Source organism: Gemella parahaemolysans, assembly GCF_053758945.1.
Map to the genome: position 1 here is coordinate 112,942 of NZ_JBSMTP010000002.1, position 16,944 is coordinate 129,885.

The 16,944-nt window shown below is 31.1% G+C and carries 15 protein-coding genes and 1 other annotated feature; of the genes, 13 read left to right on the forward strand and 2 right to left on the reverse strand.

Going from position 1 to position 16,944, the window contains the following annotated elements; translation table 11 throughout:
- Nucleotides 1–19: 19 nt before the first annotated feature.
- From ACWOBP_RS02255 to ACWOBP_RS02300, 10 genes are all read left to right on the forward strand, one after another.
- A complete protein-coding gene (locus tag ACWOBP_RS02255; protein WP_455337284.1) occupies nt 20–670 on the forward strand; it encodes a hypothetical protein in 651 nt (216 codons plus the stop codon).
- A 358-nt stretch (nt 671–1,028) separates the two neighbouring features.
- Nucleotides 1,029–1,844 carry an ABC transporter ATP-binding protein gene (locus ACWOBP_RS02260; RefSeq protein ID WP_455337285.1) on the forward strand — a complete coding sequence of 272 codons (816 nt, stop codon included), beginning with the start codon at nt 1,029–1,031 and terminating at the stop codon, nt 1,842–1,844.
- 1 nt (nt 1,845) lies between these two features.
- The gene (locus tag ACWOBP_RS02265) at nt 1,846–2,619 is read left to right on the forward strand and encodes an ABC transporter permease (RefSeq protein ID WP_455337286.1); all 774 of its coding nucleotides are present in this window, start codon (nt 1,846–1,848) and stop codon (nt 2,617–2,619) included.
- A 1-nt stretch (nt 2,620) separates the two neighbouring features.
- The gene (locus ACWOBP_RS02270) at nt 2,621–3,409 is read left to right on the forward strand and encodes an ABC transporter permease (protein ID WP_455337287.1); all 789 of its coding nucleotides are present in this window, start codon (nt 2,621–2,623) and stop codon (nt 3,407–3,409) included.
- 377 nt (nt 3,410–3,786) lie between these two features.
- The gene (locus tag ACWOBP_RS02275; protein ID WP_455337288.1) at nt 3,787–4,599 is read left to right on the forward strand and encodes a Cof-type HAD-IIB family hydrolase; all 813 of its coding nucleotides are present in this window, start codon (nt 3,787–3,789) and stop codon (nt 4,597–4,599) included.
- Nucleotides 4,600–4,615: 16 nt separating this feature from the next.
- Entirely contained in the window at nt 4,616–5,092 is a 477-nt protein-coding gene (rlmH, locus tag ACWOBP_RS02280; protein ID WP_048803186.1) for a 23S rRNA (pseudouridine(1915)-N(3))-methyltransferase RlmH, read from the forward strand.
- A 113-nt stretch (nt 5,093–5,205) separates the two neighbouring features.
- The gene (locus tag ACWOBP_RS02285; protein WP_455337289.1) at nt 5,206–6,084 is read left to right on the forward strand and encodes a restriction endonuclease; all 879 of its coding nucleotides are present in this window, start codon (nt 5,206–5,208) and stop codon (nt 6,082–6,084) included.
- 13 nt (nt 6,085–6,097) lie between these two features.
- Nucleotides 6,098–6,757, forward strand: coding sequence for a hypothetical protein (locus tag ACWOBP_RS02290; protein ID WP_455337290.1), 660 nt, complete (start codon nt 6,098–6,100; stop codon nt 6,755–6,757).
- Between the two features lie 355 nt (nt 6,758–7,112).
- On the forward strand, nt 7,113–8,543 hold the full coding sequence (locus ACWOBP_RS02295) for an alanine/glycine:cation symporter family protein (protein WP_455337291.1): 1,431 nt from the start codon (nt 7,113–7,115) through the stop codon (nt 8,541–8,543).
- A 141-nt stretch (nt 8,544–8,684) separates the two neighbouring features.
- Nucleotides 8,685–8,904, forward strand: a binding site (T-box leader).
- A 102-nt stretch (nt 8,905–9,006) separates the two neighbouring features.
- Nucleotides 9,007–11,649: a valine--tRNA ligase gene (locus ACWOBP_RS02300; RefSeq protein WP_455337292.1), complete on the forward strand. Its 2,643-nt coding sequence runs from the start codon at nt 9,007–9,009 to the stop codon at nt 11,647–11,649.
- Between the two features lie 133 nt (nt 11,650–11,782).
- Here ACWOBP_RS02300 and ACWOBP_RS02305 read toward each other — a convergent pair whose 3' ends face one another.
- Together ACWOBP_RS02305 and ACWOBP_RS02310 are read right to left on the reverse strand one after the other, a co-directional pair.
- Nucleotides 11,783–11,920 carry an LPXTG cell wall anchor domain-containing protein gene (locus ACWOBP_RS02305; RefSeq protein ID WP_455337293.1) on the reverse strand — a complete coding sequence of 46 codons (138 nt, stop codon included), beginning with the start codon at nt 11,918–11,920 and terminating at the stop codon, nt 11,783–11,785.
- Between the two features lie 17 nt (nt 11,921–11,937).
- Nucleotides 11,938–12,537: a hypothetical protein gene (locus tag ACWOBP_RS02310; RefSeq protein WP_455337294.1), complete on the reverse strand. Its 600-nt coding sequence runs from the start codon at nt 12,535–12,537 to the stop codon at nt 11,938–11,940.
- Between the two features lie 253 nt (nt 12,538–12,790).
- Between ACWOBP_RS02310 and ACWOBP_RS02315 the strand changes: the two genes are divergently transcribed.
- From ACWOBP_RS02315 to ppdK, 3 genes are read left to right on the forward strand one after another with little or no spacing between them, the layout of a single operon-like run.
- Nucleotides 12,791–13,408 (forward strand): CBS domain-containing protein, encoded by a 618-nt coding sequence (locus ACWOBP_RS02315; protein ID WP_455337295.1) that lies wholly within the window; start codon nt 12,791–12,793, stop codon nt 13,406–13,408.
- 1 nt (nt 13,409) lies between these two features.
- Complete coding sequence (locus ACWOBP_RS02320) at nt 13,410–14,219, forward strand: pyruvate, water dikinase regulatory protein (RefSeq protein ID WP_455337296.1); 810 nt, start codon at nt 13,410–13,412, stop codon at nt 14,217–14,219.
- 60 nt (nt 14,220–14,279) lie between these two features.
- Nucleotides 14,280–16,916, forward strand: a complete 2,637-nt coding sequence (gene ppdK / locus ACWOBP_RS02325; RefSeq protein WP_455337297.1) for a pyruvate, phosphate dikinase — start codon at nt 14,280–14,282, stop codon at nt 16,914–16,916.
- Nucleotides 16,917–16,944: the final 28 nt, after the last annotated feature.

Genomic DNA, 16,944 nt, shown 5'->3' on the forward strand with positions numbered 1-16,944 from the left:
AATGAAATGGGGTTGAGATATGGGTGAGTGTTACCAGTGGGTTAATGTAGATAAAAAGGAGTATATTTCTCCTGTTGATTTTGGTTATGGTAGCAAACGTTGGCAAACACTTCATGTTGGGAATAATTTTTTATGTGCGTTGTATAAATTATTAGCTACTGATTGGGCAGGAAATCATATAATATGGCTAGGTGATGAATTGTCTCGACTTAAAAGTCCAGATAATGTATCGCTAGAAATACTTTATCAACATACATTGGAATCAGGATATCCTGGTTCGTCAGTGGACACAGTAGATGAGATGTATATAAATATCTCTGGAACTTTTAAGGAGGCTGAAGAAGAGGTTAGAGATGAACTTGAGTATTATCTAAGTTTAATAAAACAGTATGGTATCCGAGTAGATGATCCATTTAAAGGATTTTTTTCGAGAGAAGGGAGAGATTACCTATATACAATTAATCATACAAAGAAGGTGTATTTTTCATTAGATATAACTAAGGTTTTATATTTAAACGGTTCTGAATGTGACTTTGCTAATCCGTTACCTATACTTTTGGGATGCGGGAAGTCATGCAATACAGGAAACTGGGTCGGAGATGAGATAAGTACATCAGATGAAATTCCAAAAGATTATGTTTTTTTAACAGAGGTATATCTGGATTGGTAGTAAAATTTTACTTGTTATAATTCTTTTAATACCATTAAAATAAAATATTAAAAATTTAATTTTAAATAACAATTAAATGAATATTATATGCCAGTATGATATGTTTTTCCCTTTTTTCCTATGAGAGAGTAGTGATATTTGATATAATGTATAAAAGTGAAATATATAAATTGATAAGATTATAGATTTAATGAAATCCACTAAAGGAGCTTTTGTATGATAAAATTAGTTGTTATAGAAATAACAACGTAAAGTAGAATACAAGTAAACGTTATTGAAGTCTTTCTATTAAGGGATTTGAATAAAATTAGTTGTTGAAAAGTCTAGATCGGAATTATTTTAGGAAAAGGAGAAAGTAATGGATAATATAATAGATGTAAAAGGTCTAAAAAGAAGTTTTAAGACTCCGAAAAATGGTGAATTTGAAGCTATAAAAGGAATAGACTTTTCAGTGAATGAAGGAGAAATTTTTGGTTTACTTGGACCAAATGGAGCGGGTAAAACAACAACGATAAAAATTTTGACTACGATGCTTGCTCCAAGCGAAGGAGAAGCAAAAGTATTCGGGTTTGATACTTTTTCGGAAGCTAAAAAAGTTAGAGAATATATTAATTTTGTTTTTGGTGGTGAGAGGAGCCTCTATTGGCGACTTAGTGCAAGAGATAATTTGGCATATTTTGCAGATTTATACAAAATTCCTAGTAAAGATCAAAAAGAGTTAATTGAAAAATTAATAGCTCAAGTGGGGTTAAGTGAGTTTATAGATAAAAAGGTAGAAACTTTCTCCAAAGGAATGAAACAAAGACTTCAAATTGCAAGAGCATTGTTAAATAATCCAAAAGTAATATTTTTAGATGAACCGAGTATTGGATTAGATCCAGTAGGAGCAAAAGAATTAAGAGAATTAATAAAAAAACTGTCTAAAGAAGGAGTAACTATTTTACTAACAACTCACTATATGCCAGAAGCAGAAGAACTTTGTGATAGAATTGCGATAATAAAAAATGGTAAGTTACTGGCTATAGACGATGTAGTAGGTCTCCAAAATTTAGTTTCTAACGAAAGAAAAGAAGAAATAAAAGCAAAGAAAGAACGCGAACAAGAAGAGAAAAATAAAAAGAATTTAGAAATAACGTTAGAAGATATTTATATAGAACTATTGGGGGATGCATAATATGTTGAGAGCAATATTAATGAGTGCCAAAGTTCAGATGAAACAATCAATAGCACGCCCAATGTTTAGATTTTGTATTTTTATTAGCCCGATATTAAGTGGAATTTTACTCGGGATGATTTATCAAAATCGTAGTGTGGAAGATTTTATGTTATATGCTTTTATAGGAGCGGGAATTACTACTTTTTGGGGAAGTATTTGTTTTTCATCAGCCAGTGATATGGATAGAGAAAAATGGCTAGGAACTATGCCAATGATTTTCACCTCACCGATAGGTTTTGAAAATATCATTTTTGGAAAAATTTTAGGGAATACACTTTGGGGAATATTTAGTTTTGGACTTAATATGTTGACGGTAAAAATTTTATTTAATAAATCTATCCAGTTTGTAAGTTTTAGTTATTTTGTATTAATAACAATCTTAATGATAGTATCTATGATAGCTGTCGGTTTTATGATGGCAGGATTATTTACTTTATCTAGAAAAATAAGTATTCTTATGAATGTTATTGATTATCCGATAATAATGCTAACTGGAATGGTCTTTCCTATTTCGATTTTTCCAAAATTTATTCAATATATTTCATACTTATTGAGTCCAACATGGGCGATGAAAGGTTATAAATTAGCTGTTCAAGGTGGCAGTAATGAAGAATTATTGAGAGTAGCTTTTATACTGGTGATTATTATAATTATTTATTTTATTATTAGTATATTTTCATTTAGAAAAATTAAGAAACTATGTGTTATTAATGGGACTTTGGAGGTATTTTAATATGGAAAATGTGTATAGATTTTTTAGAAGAGTTAGTTTTTCATATAAAATGTCTTCGGTATTAAATGATTGGCGTGCTTTCTTTACTATAGATTTGTTAATTCCACTAATGCAAATGATGTGTTATTCACTAGTAGGATACTATGTTTATGGTGCGGAAAATATTGAAAAATGGGTTATAAGTAATGCGATAGTGACTAGTGCGTTTACGGCAATTTATAGAGTTGGTCTTCAGTTAGCAAGGGAGAGGGCAAGTGGAACATTGTCTCTGATGTTAGCGACTAAAACGAGTATTTCAGAAATATTAATTTCAAGTGCAATCTCAACTATGTTACTAAGTTTTGTATCGGTAGTTTTTGGAGTTAGCGTACTTAGTTTATTATTAGGACTAGCTTGGAATGGACAAAAAATATTGGAGTTTGTTTTTATTTTAATATTAGCAATATTTGTAGCGACTTGTTTTGGATTTTTCATCTCGTGTTTAATATTATTGACGACAGAAATTCACCTAGTAACGAATACTATAGACAAAGTACTTTTAATATTTACAGGAGCGAATTTTCCAGTTAGTAATTTTCCATATTTAGTAGAGCAATTTTGCTATACTTTACCACTAACACGTTCTATACTTTTAGCTCAAAAATTAATAGGTGGGGAGAGTGTAATAAGCAACATATATCTAATTAGAGGAGAGTTAGTGTTAGCTTTTGTATTTTTAATATTAGGAATAGTGTTGTTGAAAAATATGGAAAAAGCTGCCATAAAAGGAAGCAGATTAGATTTACTGTAAGTAAATATAAGTCTCAGAGTAGAAATGCTTTGAGTCTTATTTTTTATGTTAATTTTAGAAAAAACTTAATATTAGAGTGATTTAATGAGGAAAATGAAGAGGGCTGCCCCAAAAGTCCTAAATTTTAACAAGGTTTATATGAAAATCCATAGACGCAGTGGTTTATTGATATCTAAATTCGCTTTATAAAAGCTTTTTAGATATCTAATAAACTGTGCGGGGGTGACTCGACAAAATCGATTTCTTCGAAATCACGATTTTTGAGTCACTCCCTTTTCACTATGAGAGAGTAGTGATATCTGATATAATGTATAGGAGTGAAATATATAAATTGATAAGATTATAGATTTATTGAAATCTACTAAAGGAGCTTTTGTATGATAAAATTAGTTGTTACAGATATTGATGATACGCTATTAAATAGCAATCATGAGATTTCTAAGAAAAATAGAGAAGTAATTGAAGAGTGTAAGAAACAAGATATTAAAGTTATTTTAGCATCAGGTAGACCTGATTTTGGAATGATGAGTATAGTAGAAGATTTACAACTTGATAGTTATGATAACTACTTACTTTCATTTAATGGTGCTAGAATTGCTAATCTTAAAACAAATGAAGTGATCTATGAGAAGTTTTTATCTCCTGAGAGAATTAAGTTCTTAATAGATGTTGCTTTGGAGAATAATTGTGATATTCTTACTTACCAAGGTGGGAAAGTTTTTACGAATCGTGATAATGAATATGCACGAATTGAGTCTGGTTTAGTAAGTGCAGAATTAGTAATTAGTGAAAATATGAAAGATGATATTAAAGAAGGTGCTGCTAAGGTAATAATTCTTAAACATCCTGATGAAGCTGTTGCGGTGAAAGATAAACTAGCACTTGAATTATGTGATGAGTATGAGGTTGCTATGTCTAAACCGTTCTTTATCGAAATTAACGATAAGGGTATTTCTAAAGGAGTATCATTAGATTCATTATGTAAAAAACTTGGTTTAACAAATGAGAATGTAATGGCATTAGGTGATGGTCTTAATGATTTAAGTATGATTGAGTTCGCTGGTATGGGAGTTGTGGTTGATAATGCTAATCCTACTTTAAAAGAAGCGGCGAATTTTATTTCTAAGTCAAATGATGAAGATGGTTTTGCTTATGCTATTGAAAAATTTGTTCTTGGTAAAGATGTGTAGATAGAAAGAGGTTCTGATGAAAGTAACTTTGATTTGTGTAGGTAAAGTTAAGGAGAAATTTTATAGAGATGCTATAAAAGAATATGAAAAACGTCTTGGAGCATATATTAAGTTAAATACCATTGAAATTTCTGATGAAAAAGTAAAGGTAGAGAATGATTCAGAAATAGCTCTTGCGATGGAAAAAGAGGGAAATAACATATTATCAAAAATTAAAGATAATCAATATGTTATTACTTTGGAAATTTTAGGTAAGAATTTATCGAGTGAAGAATTTGCATCAAAAATTGATAATTTAATGCTTACAGGTAAGAGTGATGTGGCATTGGTAATTGGTGGAAGTTATGGACTTTCTGACAGTGTGAAAAAGCGCAGTGATTTTGCATTATCGTTTAGTAGAATGACGTTTCCACATCAAATGATGCGTGTTGTTTTACTTGAACAAGTATATAGAGCTTATCGTATAATAACAGGAGCAAGTTATCATAAATAATTGTAAAGAATGAAGTTGCCTTTTCAGGCGATTTCATTCTTTTTTTGCTATTAATTTATAACAATTTTTAGTATAATAAAGGAAAGAATAGATAGAAGAAAGGAGGAGAGTTTATGGATATATTTAAAATGACAAATAGTCAAAAAGAGGATATTATTTCTAAAGAAATAATTATTGCACTTAGAAAAAAAGGTGGAAGTGACACAAAAAGAGCGATAATAGAGTATTTTAGAAAAAATTCTGAAGTTATAACTGAAGAATATATTGATTTTCGTCGTATCTCTAAAAAAAGTAATAGAGAGTATTCTCCGTTCGAGTTTTTCGTTAATTTTAGTTTGAGTTATTTAGAAAAAGCGGGATTTTTAAAGAAAGACGATAAAGTTTATACTTTAACAAGTAAAGGACGAGAAACTAATCTTGAATCTTTAGATTTTTCGGTTCTATATAAAGAAATTAATAAGGAAATTAAACGAAAAAAAGAGGTCGCTGATATTGAAGAGGTAATTACGGTTGACGAAAAAGAAATTGTAGAAGATCAGTGGAGAGATGAGCTAATTAGAAAATTAAAAAAATTCAGTCCAACAAAATTCGAGATGTTTGCAAGGAAACTTGTTTCGAAGATGAATGTTGAAATGGATGAAAAGATAGGGATTCAAGTTTCTAACGATGGAGGTCTCGACGGATTTAGATATATAACAAGTGATGATTTTCGAACTGCTAGAGTTGCTATTCAAGCTAAAAGATGGGAAGGGAATGTGCCTTCTCCTGAAATAGATAAGTTTAGAGGGGCAATGGATAAATATAATGCTGAATTTGGTATATTTATCACAACATCAAAATTCTCAAAGGCTGCTATAGAAGCATCTCGTTTGGGAACTAGAGCTATTACTCTGATTGATGGTGATATCATTGCTGATTTAGTAGCTAAATATGAATTATATGTTAAACCTGTAACAACTTATGTGTTAGATGAATTTTATGATAGTGAATAAGGAGGAATTATTTATGTTTAATAATATTGATGAGCATATGATAAATCAAATAGGGGTTATAGTTTTAATTGTGTCGTTTATTGTATTACTTTTTGGATATATTATTACAGCTATATTTTCAAAAATTATGTTTGATATACTTGGGGTTAGTCCAGGACTTGCTTTTATACCATTTTATAATACTTATAGAATTTATAAAGAATATAAAGGACGTGTTTGGAAGAGAAATTGGGGAGTTGCCTATTTATTAACTTTTGCGTTGCCTATGGCAGTCATAGGAGGATTGGTATTTGCATTAATTAACTTACCGATAATTACAGGTGATAAATTTTATGAAGAATTTGCAACAACACTAATTTTAGGACTTGCTGTATTGATAATTGGTGGATTAGTAATCTCAGTGTTTAATTTTATTCTGTTATTTATTATGTATTTACCAATATTCGATACGAAAGGTAGAAGAATAGTATTATATATTGAAGCGGGATTAACAGTTTTATCTATGTTCAGTGCATTTATTTTCCAGGGGAACACTACCTTAGCGAATATTTTCTCAGTAGGTCAGTTTATATTCTCTATTGTCTTTATGGTTGTATACTTTGTTGCTGCGACAGATATCAGAGCTAGAATTAGAAGTGGAGAATATGTACTTCAGGGAGAAGCTAGATTATAGGATTTCAAACAGTTATGAAATAAATTCTATTTTAAAAGCTCGAGGAAGAAGATTAGTAGTTCCTAACATGAATAATAGCTTCAGTGATTATCCTATTACTAATAATGAAGAAATAAACAGAATTGAATATGTTTAATAAATAGAACTTAGAGGATTTGAATATGATGTTTGAATCTTCTGAGTTTTTTTATGTAAGATTTCGATGATTTTCTATAGATCCTTATAAAAGTAATTAAAGTATTGTTAATTTATGAGTTATCATGTTAGATTTTCTAACGTATATTTACAACTGTAGTGTTATTTAAAGTATAATAGAAAACGTAATAAAACAAATTTAATGAGGAGTTGACTCTTAATGGATAGATTTTTAGAATTATTAACTACTGTTAATGACTTTATGTGGACTTATTTCCTAATAGGGTTAGTAATGGTAACTGGTATTTATTTTACATTTAGTACTAAGTTTGTTCAATTTACTTACATCAAAGAAATGTTCAGGCTTATTACTGAAAAGCCAAAAGTAGGTAAGGACGGAGAACAAAAAGGGGTTTCAGCTTTCCAAGCATTTACGATCTCGGCTGCGTCACGAGTAGGTACTGGTACAATTGCAGGGGTTGCTATTGCGATTGCAATGGGTGGTCCTGGTTCAGTATTTTGGATGTGGGTAATGGCACTTTTTGGTGGAGCTTCATCTTTTGCCGAATCGACATTAGCCCAAGTATATAAAGTTCGTGATAGAAAAGGTGTTTATCGTGGGGGACCTGCTTACTATATGGAAAAAGGTCTAGGACAAAAATGGATGGGTGTACTGTTCGCGATTGTTATTTCAATAACTTATGGTGTTGCATTTAACTCAGTTCAAACTAATACTATAGCACAAGCATTACAAGTATATGATATTAATTCAAATGTTGCGGGGATTGCTTTATTAATTCTTACAATTTTCGTAATTTTTGGTGGAGTAACAAAAGTTGTTAAAATTACTCAATGGTTAGTACCAGTAATGGCGGTAGCGTACTTATTTATCGTATTAGTTATTATGGTCATTAACATTGATAAGTTACCTGGTGTTCTTGTTCAAATCGTTAAATCAGCATTTGGTCTTGAACAAGTAGGTGGTGGAGTAATTGGTATGGGAACATCAATTCTTTTAGGAATTAAACGTGGTATGTTCACTAATGAAGCTGGTTTAGGATCAACTCCTAACGCAGCAGCTACAGCTGATAGTACTCACCCAGCTAAACAAGGGTTTATCCAAACTTTAGGAGTTTACTTCGATACTTGTTTAGTATGTACAGCAACAGCATTCTTAATTTTACTATATCCTGGTGTTGAGTATGGTGCTGATAAGTTGCAAGGTATCCAACTTACACAAGCTGCTTTAACTTCACAAGTAGGAAGTATTGGAACAATCTTCTTAATCGTAGCTATTTTCTTATTCGGATATAGTTCTGTAATTGGTAACTACTACTACGGTGAAACAAACATTCAATATTTACTTCCTAAAAAATGGGCTGTAAATGTTTATCGTGTTATCGTATGTATCTTCGTATATGTAGGAAGTGTATTAGATTTAAACTTAGTTTGGGGAATTGCCGATGTAACAATGGGTATTATGAGTTTACTTAACTTAATCGCAATTATCGGTCTTTCTGGTGTAGTTTATGTAGTACTAAAAGACTATGTAAAACAACATAAACAAGGAAAAGATCCGGAGTTCTATTTAGATAATTTACCAATTAAAATAAATAATGCCACAGCATGGAAAAATAAAAAAGAAGACTAATATTTAAAAAGTACTTCGATGATGGAATTAGATTTCTAGTCATTGAAGTACTTTTTTGTTTATAGTTAGGAGTAATGTTTTTATTTTACTTGCAATATGAAAAGAAGTGTGTTATTATATTAAACATATTTTAATTATAAAATATATGCGATGAGCCGATAAGTAAAAGTTCTTGCGTACCGTAGGATACAGAAAAGAAATCAGTGGTTGAGAGATTTCTCCTAGGCAGGACTTTGAAGTAGCCGGTGAGCATTTAGAGTGAAAGTAAGTAGCTTTAAACGTGGTTAGAGCGTTAATCTTATTAAGTGCTAATTTATATAATTAGAATAAAGGTGGTACCACGGAAACTTTCGTCCTTATGTGAGGATGGAGGTTATTTTTTTTACCTAGAAAAAATATCACCAATACAATTAGTAAAAGTGAAAATAATTAATGATAAAATAAAAATTTAGGAGGAACAGTCATGACTGAAATGTCTACAAAATATAATCCGACCGAAGTAGAAAATAATCGCTACAACTGGTGGTTGGAAAAAGAAGTTTTTAAAGCTGATAATAAAAGTAAAAAGAATCCATATACAATCGTAATCCCACCACCAAACGTAACAGGTAAATTACACATTGGGCATGCTTGGGATACAACTCTACAAGATATGTTAACACGTTACAAACGTCTTAAAGGGTTTGACGTACTTTACCTTCCAGGTATGGACCATGCTGGTATTTCAACACAAGCTAAAGTAGAAGCTAAAATGCGTGAAGAAGGATTAAGTCGTTATGACTTAGGTCGTGAAAAATTCTTAGAGCGTGCATGGGAATGGAAAGAAGAGTATGCTGGATATATTCGTGCACAATGGGCTAAACTTGGATTAGGTTTAGACTATTCAAGAGAAAGATTTACATTAGATGAAGGATTAAATAAAGCAGTAACGAAAATTTTCGTAGATCACTACAACAATGGTACAATCTATCGTGGTGAGAAAATTATCAACTGGGATCCAGTTCAAAGAACTGCATTATCTAACATCGAAGTAATTCACAAAGATGTAGAAGGTGCATTCTATCACCTTAAATATTTCTTAGCTGATGAAAGTGGAGATTATCTAGAAGTAGCAACTACTCGTCCTGAAACTCTATTCGGAGATACTGCGGTTGCTGTTCATCCTGAAGATGAAAGATATCAAAAATATATTGGGAAAACAGTTCTTTTACCAGTAACAAATAAAGAAATTCCTGTTATTGCAGATGAGTATGTAGAAAAAGATTTCGGAAGTGGAGTAGTTAAAATAACTCCTGCTCATGATCCAAACGACTTTGAAGTAGGTGAACGTCATAACCTAGAACGTATCATAGTTATGGATGAAGGTGCTGTTATGAATGAACATGCTGATAAGTATAATGGTATGGATCGTTTTGAATGTCGTAAAGCTCTTATTGCTGATTTGCAAGAAAGTGGAGTATGCTTCAAGATTGAAAAACACCTTCACTCAGTAGGTCATTCTGAGCGTAGTGGTGCTGTTGTTGAACCATACCTTTCTAAACAATGGTTTGTTGACATGAAGCCTCTTGCTGATAAAGTTTTAGAAAATCAAAAAGATGCAGATAGAAAAGTTAACTTCTATCCACCTCGTTTTGAAAATACGTTAAATACTTGGATGGAAAATATCCAAGACTGGTGTATTTCTCGTCAATTATGGTGGGGACACCGTATTCCAGCATGGTACCACAAAGAAACTGGTGAAGTTTATGTTGATGTAAATCCACCAAAAGATATTGAAAACTATGTTCAAGATGAAGATGTTCTTGATACTTGGTACTCTTCAGCATTATTCCCATTCTCTACATTAGGATGGCCAGACTTAGAAAGTGAAGATTTCAAACGTTACTATCCAAATAGCTGTCTAGTAACTGGATATGACATTATCTTCTTCTGGGTTGCTCGTATGGTATTCCAAGGATTAGAATTTACAGGTACTCGTCCATTTGAAGATTGTTTAATCCATGGTTTAGTACGTGATGAACAAGGTCGTAAGATGAGTAAATCACTTGGTAATGGTGTAGATCCAATGGAAGTAATCGAACAATATGGAGCTGATAGCTTACGTTACTTCTTAGCTACTAACTCAACACCAGGTCAAGACTTACGTTATTCAACTGAGAAAATCGAAGCAAGTTGGAATTATATCAATAAAATTTGGAACGCTTCTCGTTTCGTAATCATGAACCTTGAAGGTTTTGAATATAGTGATATTGATTTAACTGGAGAAAAAACATTAGCTGATAAATATATCTTAACAAAACTTGCTAAAACTATTGAAGACTTTGAAAGATTATTCGAAAAATATGAGTTTGGTGAAGCAAGCCGTATTCTTTACAACTTTGTATGGGAAGAATTCTGTTCATGGTATATTGAAATTGCTAAGATTTCATTAAATGGTGAAGATGAAGCTGCGAAGAAAACTACTAAATCTATTTTAGTATATGTACTTGATGCTTCTCTGAAAATGTTACATCCATTTATGCCATTCGTAACTGAAGAAATCTGGCAACACATTCCTCACACAGGAGATAGTATTGTAACTAGTGAATTTGCTAAAGTTGATGCAAGTCTAGTATTTGAAAAAGAAACTGAAGATATGCAATTCATCCAAGACGTAATTACTGCAGTACGTAACATTCGTAGTGAAGTGAATGCGCCGATGTCTCGTGAGATTCCTATTAAGATTAAATACTCACAAGATAGTGTAAAAGAAGTACTATTAAGTGGTAGTGCGTACCTAGAAAAATTTGCTCGTCCTAGCGAACTTATTATTGAACGCGAAGTAGAAGCAAGTGAAACTGACATCAGTCGTATCTTACCAGGTGCTGAAATCTACGTTTCATTAAGTGATTTAATCGATGTAGACAAAGAAAAAGAACGTCTAGGAAAAGAATTAGAAAAATTACAACAAGAATTAGATAGAGTAAATAAAAAACTTTCTAATGAAAAATTTGTCGGTTCTGCTCCAGAGGCGGTTGTAGCTAAAGAAAAAGAAAAACAAGCAACTTATCAAGAACAATATGATAGTGTTAAAGAGAGAATAGCTGCATTAGATAATTTAAAATAGTATAAGATAGAAGAGAGTGATTCGAAAAACGTATAGATTTTATCGAATCATTCTTTTATTTATTATGTAACGAATAGATATAGATTAACCATAATAAAAAAAACTCTAGCTAGTTATACCTAGCTTAGAGTTCTTAATCGTCTTTATTATTCTTTTTCCTCCAGATTAGGAAGAAAATTATAGTGATTATTATGATTATACCGATGTATGCACCATAATTTCTAACTGCTTCTCCTGTGTTAGGTAGAGTATTCAGTGATAATAGATTCATTTTAAATCCTCGTTTTTTTATTTTTCTTCTTTTTGTTCGGGAGTATTGTTTAGAACTTCAGTTTCAATACGTTCTTTAACAGAATCTAAAGTTTCAGATGATTTGTTAGTGAAATCTTCAACTTTTTCTTGAATATTTGATTCGTCAACGTCTTTTTTGATGTTAGAAACTTGATCTTTAATTTTTTCGAAAGAAGATTTTGCTTTTTCTTTATAAGCTTCCACAGATGGTTTGAATTCTTCTACGATTTTTTTTGCATCTCCTAGATTTTCTTTTACTTCAGAAGTGTATTCTTTTACATTAGATACATGACCTTTAATATCTGTTACATTATTAGATAGTTCTTTTCCATAATCAACAGCATCGTTGTATTTGTTCTCTAAAGCATTTTTAGCTTTTTTAAGATTTTTTACTAGATCGTTATATAGATAGATTGCCGCTTCTTCAACACCATTTTTTTTAGTGTAGCGAATCATACAACGTGTGTAACCATAGTAATCTTTAGATTTTTTCTTAACGTATTCAGCGTGTTCTTCAACTTTATTTGGATTTTTTGAATAATAGTTAGCAACGGCTATACCTGTACCGATTGCGAATAGTTTTGATAATTTTGACATACAATTTTTTCCCCTCAATATATTATTAGATTAATTATAACATATAAATATTTAAATTTAAATAAAATAGGTATTGAGTAACTCTATTTTAATAATTTGGTAATAAATGTTATTAATACCACATAATATATCTAATTTAAAAGTAAATAACAGAATATATTAAAAAATATTATCACACATTAATTAATGATAACGCTTGAATTAATGTGTAATATATTGTATAATAAAAATTATGATATAAGAAGGAGGAACAATGAAACTTACGGAAAGACACAAAGCTATAATAGAAATAGTAAAGAATTTTGAACCGATAACGAGTGATGAAATTGCAGAAAAGCTTTCTTTGGGGAAATCTACTTTAAGAAATGATCTTGCGGTCTTAGGAATGTTAGAAATTTTGGAAGCTAAACCAAATGTAGGTTACTATTATAACTATAACTTTTCACCAGGAGAAGTACGAGAGGAAATAAAAACAAAATTAGTTAAAGATGTAATGGGGATAGCAATAACTGCTAAAAGTACAGCCAGTTTTTCTGAGGTATTATCGAAATTATTTATTTATGATGTAGGAACTATTTTTATTGTCGATGAAAATAATCATCTTACTGGTGTAACCTCTAGAAAGGATATGCTGAAATTATCTAGAAATGCTGATGGACAAAATCTTCCTATAGTATTAGCGATGACACGTGTTCCAAATGTTATATACATATATGAAGATGAGTTAGTTACTGATGCATTAAGAAAATTAATTTTACATGAGATTGATTGCTTACCTGTTGTAAGGGATGAAAAGGATGGTAAGGTAATCGTTGGGAAAATATCGAAAACTACATTAATTAAGTTATTATTAGAAATATTGGAGGGATAATATGTTGACTGTACATATAATTTCTGACTCTATAGGGAATACTGCAAAAGATGTAGTAGATGCAGCACTAGTGCAATTTTCTTATGAAAATAAACAATATAAAGTACTTAAGAATTCGAATGTTTGTACAAAAGAAAAAGTAGATTGTATTATATCCAATGTTAATGATGGAGATGTAATTGTACAAACATTAGTTGATGGTGCTTTAGCAAGCTATGTAAAGGAAAAAGGGTTAGAAAAAAATATAAAAGTTATAGATCTATTAAGTGAAATGCTTAGTGCTTTTGAAGAAAAATTAGGAGTAAAAGCTGAAGGTAATCCTGGTTTAAATAGAAAGATGGGAGAGGAGTATTTCAAGAGAATAGATGCTTTAGAATTCGCTGTGAAGTATGATGACGGGAAAGATATAAATGGTCTAAAAGAAGCAGATATTATAATCTTAGGTGTATCAAGAACTTCTAAAACACCATTAAGTTTATATTTAGCAAATAGAAACATTAAAGTTATGAATGTTCCGATTATTCAAGACTTAATACTTCCAGAACAGCTATATGAAGTAAAAAGAAAAGTAATTGGTTTAACAAATTCAGTAGAACAACTTAATAGGTTGAGGGAAGAAAGATTAAAGACTCTAGGGGTAGTTGGAAATTCGGATTATACAGATGAAATACAAATTTTCGAAGAGTTAGAATATGCTTTAGAGATTATGGAAAAACTTGGATGTCCTATAATAGATGTTCAGAATAAGGCTATAGAGGAGACAGCAGAATTAATAATTGGGATTATGAGAGAAAGAGGCCAATTGGTTTAAACAAAAATAATATATACCGAAATTTTATTGAATAATAAAATTTTATAGGGGGATTTTAAAATGTCTAAAAAATATGTTTATAATTTCAGTGAAGGAAATAAAGATATGAAATCTTTATTAGGAGGAAAAGGTGCAAACCTTGCAGAGATGAAAGGATTAGGGATTAGTGTTCCTCCTGGTTTTACTATTACTACAGAAAGTTGTAATAGTTATTATGAGAATGGAGAAAGAATTAAACCTGAGATTTTAAAACAGATTAATGAACAACTTGAAATTTTAGAAGAAAATATTGGGAAAAAATTAGGAAGTATAGATAATCCTTTATTAGTGTCTGTTCGTAGTGGCGCAGTATTTTCTATGCCAGGAATGATGGATACTATTTTAAATCTTGGATTAAATGATGAAACTACTATAGCATTGGCTAAGAAAAATAATAACTATCGCTTTGCATATGATAGTTATAGAAGATTTATTCAAATGTTCTCAGACGTTGTTATGGATGTAGAAAAATATAAGTTTGAGGAAGTTTTAAATAGAGTTAAAACTGCTAATGGCTACGAGCAAGATAGTGAATTAAATGAGAAGGATTTATTCAATATTGTTGAAGAGTTTAAGGCGATTTACAAAAAAGAAGTAGGTCGAGAGTTTCCTATGAGTGTAAAAGAGCAACTTATGCTAGCTATTGAAGCTGTTTTTAAATCATGGAATAATAATCGTGCTAAAGTTTATAGAAGATTACATAATATTAGCGATAAACTTGGTACTGCAGTAAATATTCAAGCTATGGTATTTGGTAATATGGGAGATAATTGTGGTACTGGAGTTTCGTTTAGTAGAAATCCTGTAACTGGAGAGGATGAACTTTTCGGTGAATATTTAATAAATGCACAAGGGGAGGATGTTGTAGCAGGTATAAGAACTCCTAAAAATATTAGTGTCTTAAAAGAGGATATGCCACATTTATATAAAGAGTTTGTTGGAATTTCTAAAGAATTAGAACAACATTATAAAGATATGCAAGATATTGAGTTTACTATTGAGGATGGAAGATTGTATATTCTTCAAACAAGAAATGCAAAAAGAACACCAAACGCAGTAGTTGAAGTTGCGGTATCGTTGGCAGAAGAAGGTGTAATTTCTAAAGAAGAGGCGATTTTAAGAGTAGGAACAGAAGAAATTAATAAACTTCTTCATGCTACATTTGAGGAAAAATCATTAAAAGAAGCCAAACAATTAACTCAAGGCTTAGCAGCATCACCTGGAGCAGCTGTTGGTGGTATTTATTTCACAGCACAAGAAGCTGTAGAAGCGGCGAAAACAAAACCTGTTATTTTAGTAAGAGAAGAAACTTCTCCAGAAGATATTGAAGGTATGATTAGCTCGGAGGCAATTGTAACTTTACGCGGTGGAATGACATCACATGCTGCTGTAGTAGCAAGAGGAATGGGTAAATGTTGTGTCTGTGGTTGCCAAAATATGATTATAAATTATGCTGATAAAACACTGAAAATTGCTGGGGTAACATTACATGAAGGTGATACAATCTCAGTAGATGGAAGTAGTGGTAAAGTGTATCTTGGTGAAGTAGATAAAGTTGATGCTAAATTTAGTGATAGATTCAATAAACTTTTAGGATGGGCTGATGGAATTAGAGAACTTAAAGTACTAGCAAATGCAGATAATGAAACTGACGCTAAGGTTGCATTTGAGTTTGGAGCGGAAGGAATAGGATTATGTAGAACAGAGCATATGTTCTTTGAAGAAGATAGAATTAGTCTAGTTAGAAAAATGATTTTGGCAAGTGAAACTAATGAGAGAGTTAGGTTCTTAGATAGATTACAACCAATTCAAAGTGAAGATTTCTACAAGATTTTTAAAAAAGCTCAAGGTAAATCTGTTAATATAAGATTATTAGATCCACCACTTCATGAATTCTTACCAAAAGATGAAAATACTGTAAAACTTATTGCTGAGGAAATAGGTGTAAGTGTTAAACAATTAGAAGCCAAAATAGCTAGTATTTCAGAATTCAATCCCATGATGGGACATCGTGGTTGTCGATTAGGTATTACATATCCAGAAATTTACTTAATGCAGGTGAAAGCTATTAGTTCTGCAGCGATTAGAGCTCGTAAAGAAGGTATCGAAGTGAATGTTGAAATTATGATTCCTTTAGTAGGTTTAGAAAAAGAACTTGCAGTGTTACGTGAACAAATCGTTGAACTTGTGAAAAAAGAAATTCAATTGTACAATGCAGATTTCAAATATAAAGTAGGAACGATGATTGAAATTCCGAGAGCGTGTTTAATTGCTGACAAAATTGCAGAACATGCAGATTTTTTCAGTTTCGGTACTAACGACTTAACTCAATTAACATTTGGTTACTCTAGAGATGACGCTGAAAAATTTATTGATATCTATAAGAAAAAAAATATCTTAGAATCAGATCCATTTGTTCATCTTGATGATAGTGGAGTACTAGAACTTATGAAACTTGCAGTTGAAAAAGCAAAAACTACTAAACCGGGTATTAAGCTTGGAATTTGTGGAGAACATGGTGGAGATGAAAGATCAATATTACTATGTTCTAAAATAGGATTAGGATATGTATCATGTTCACCATATAGGGTAATTATTGCCAGAATTGCAGCGGCTAAGGCAATTATTAATAATAAAGAAGTGACATTGAAGAAATAATATTAAAAATGAAAAAGGCTATCAAGAA

Coding starts and splice junctions, on each gene's coding strand:
- ACWOBP_RS02315 (WP_455337295.1), top strand. CDS start 12,791: ATGAAACTTACGGAAAGACACAAAGCTATAATAGAAATAGTAAAGAAT.
- ACWOBP_RS02310 (WP_455337294.1), bottom strand. CDS start 12,537: ATGTCAAAATTATCAAAACTATTCGCAATCGGTACAGGTATAGCCGTT.
- ppdK (WP_455337297.1), top strand. CDS start 14,280: ATGTCTAAAAAATATGTTTATAATTTCAGTGAAGGAAATAAAGATATG.
- rlmH (WP_048803186.1), top strand. CDS start 4,616: ATGAAAGTAACTTTGATTTGTGTAGGTAAAGTTAAGGAGAAATTTTAT.
- ACWOBP_RS02270 (WP_455337287.1), top strand. CDS start 2,621: ATGGAAAATGTGTATAGATTTTTTAGAAGAGTTAGTTTTTCATATAAA.
- ACWOBP_RS02285 (WP_455337289.1), top strand. CDS start 5,206: ATGGATATATTTAAAATGACAAATAGTCAAAAAGAGGATATTATTTCT.
- ACWOBP_RS02275 (WP_455337288.1), top strand. CDS start 3,787: ATGATAAAATTAGTTGTTACAGATATTGATGATACGCTATTAAATAGC.
- ACWOBP_RS02265 (WP_455337286.1), top strand. CDS start 1,846: ATGTTGAGAGCAATATTAATGAGTGCCAAAGTTCAGATGAAACAATCA.
- ACWOBP_RS02260 (WP_455337285.1), top strand. CDS start 1,029: ATGGATAATATAATAGATGTAAAAGGTCTAAAAAGAAGTTTTAAGACT.
- ACWOBP_RS02290 (WP_455337290.1), top strand. CDS start 6,098: ATGTTTAATAATATTGATGAGCATATGATAAATCAAATAGGGGTTATA.
- ACWOBP_RS02300 (WP_455337292.1), top strand. CDS start 9,007: ATGACTGAAATGTCTACAAAATATAATCCGACCGAAGTAGAAAATAAT.
- ACWOBP_RS02305 (WP_455337293.1), bottom strand. CDS start 11,920: ATGAATCTATTATCACTGAATACTCTACCTAACACAGGAGAAGCAGTT.
- ACWOBP_RS02320 (WP_455337296.1), top strand. CDS start 13,410: ATGTTGACTGTACATATAATTTCTGACTCTATAGGGAATACTGCAAAA.
- ACWOBP_RS02255 (WP_455337284.1), top strand. CDS start 20: ATGGGTGAGTGTTACCAGTGGGTTAATGTAGATAAAAAGGAGTATATT.
- ACWOBP_RS02295 (WP_455337291.1), top strand. CDS start 7,113: ATGGATAGATTTTTAGAATTATTAACTACTGTTAATGACTTTATGTGG.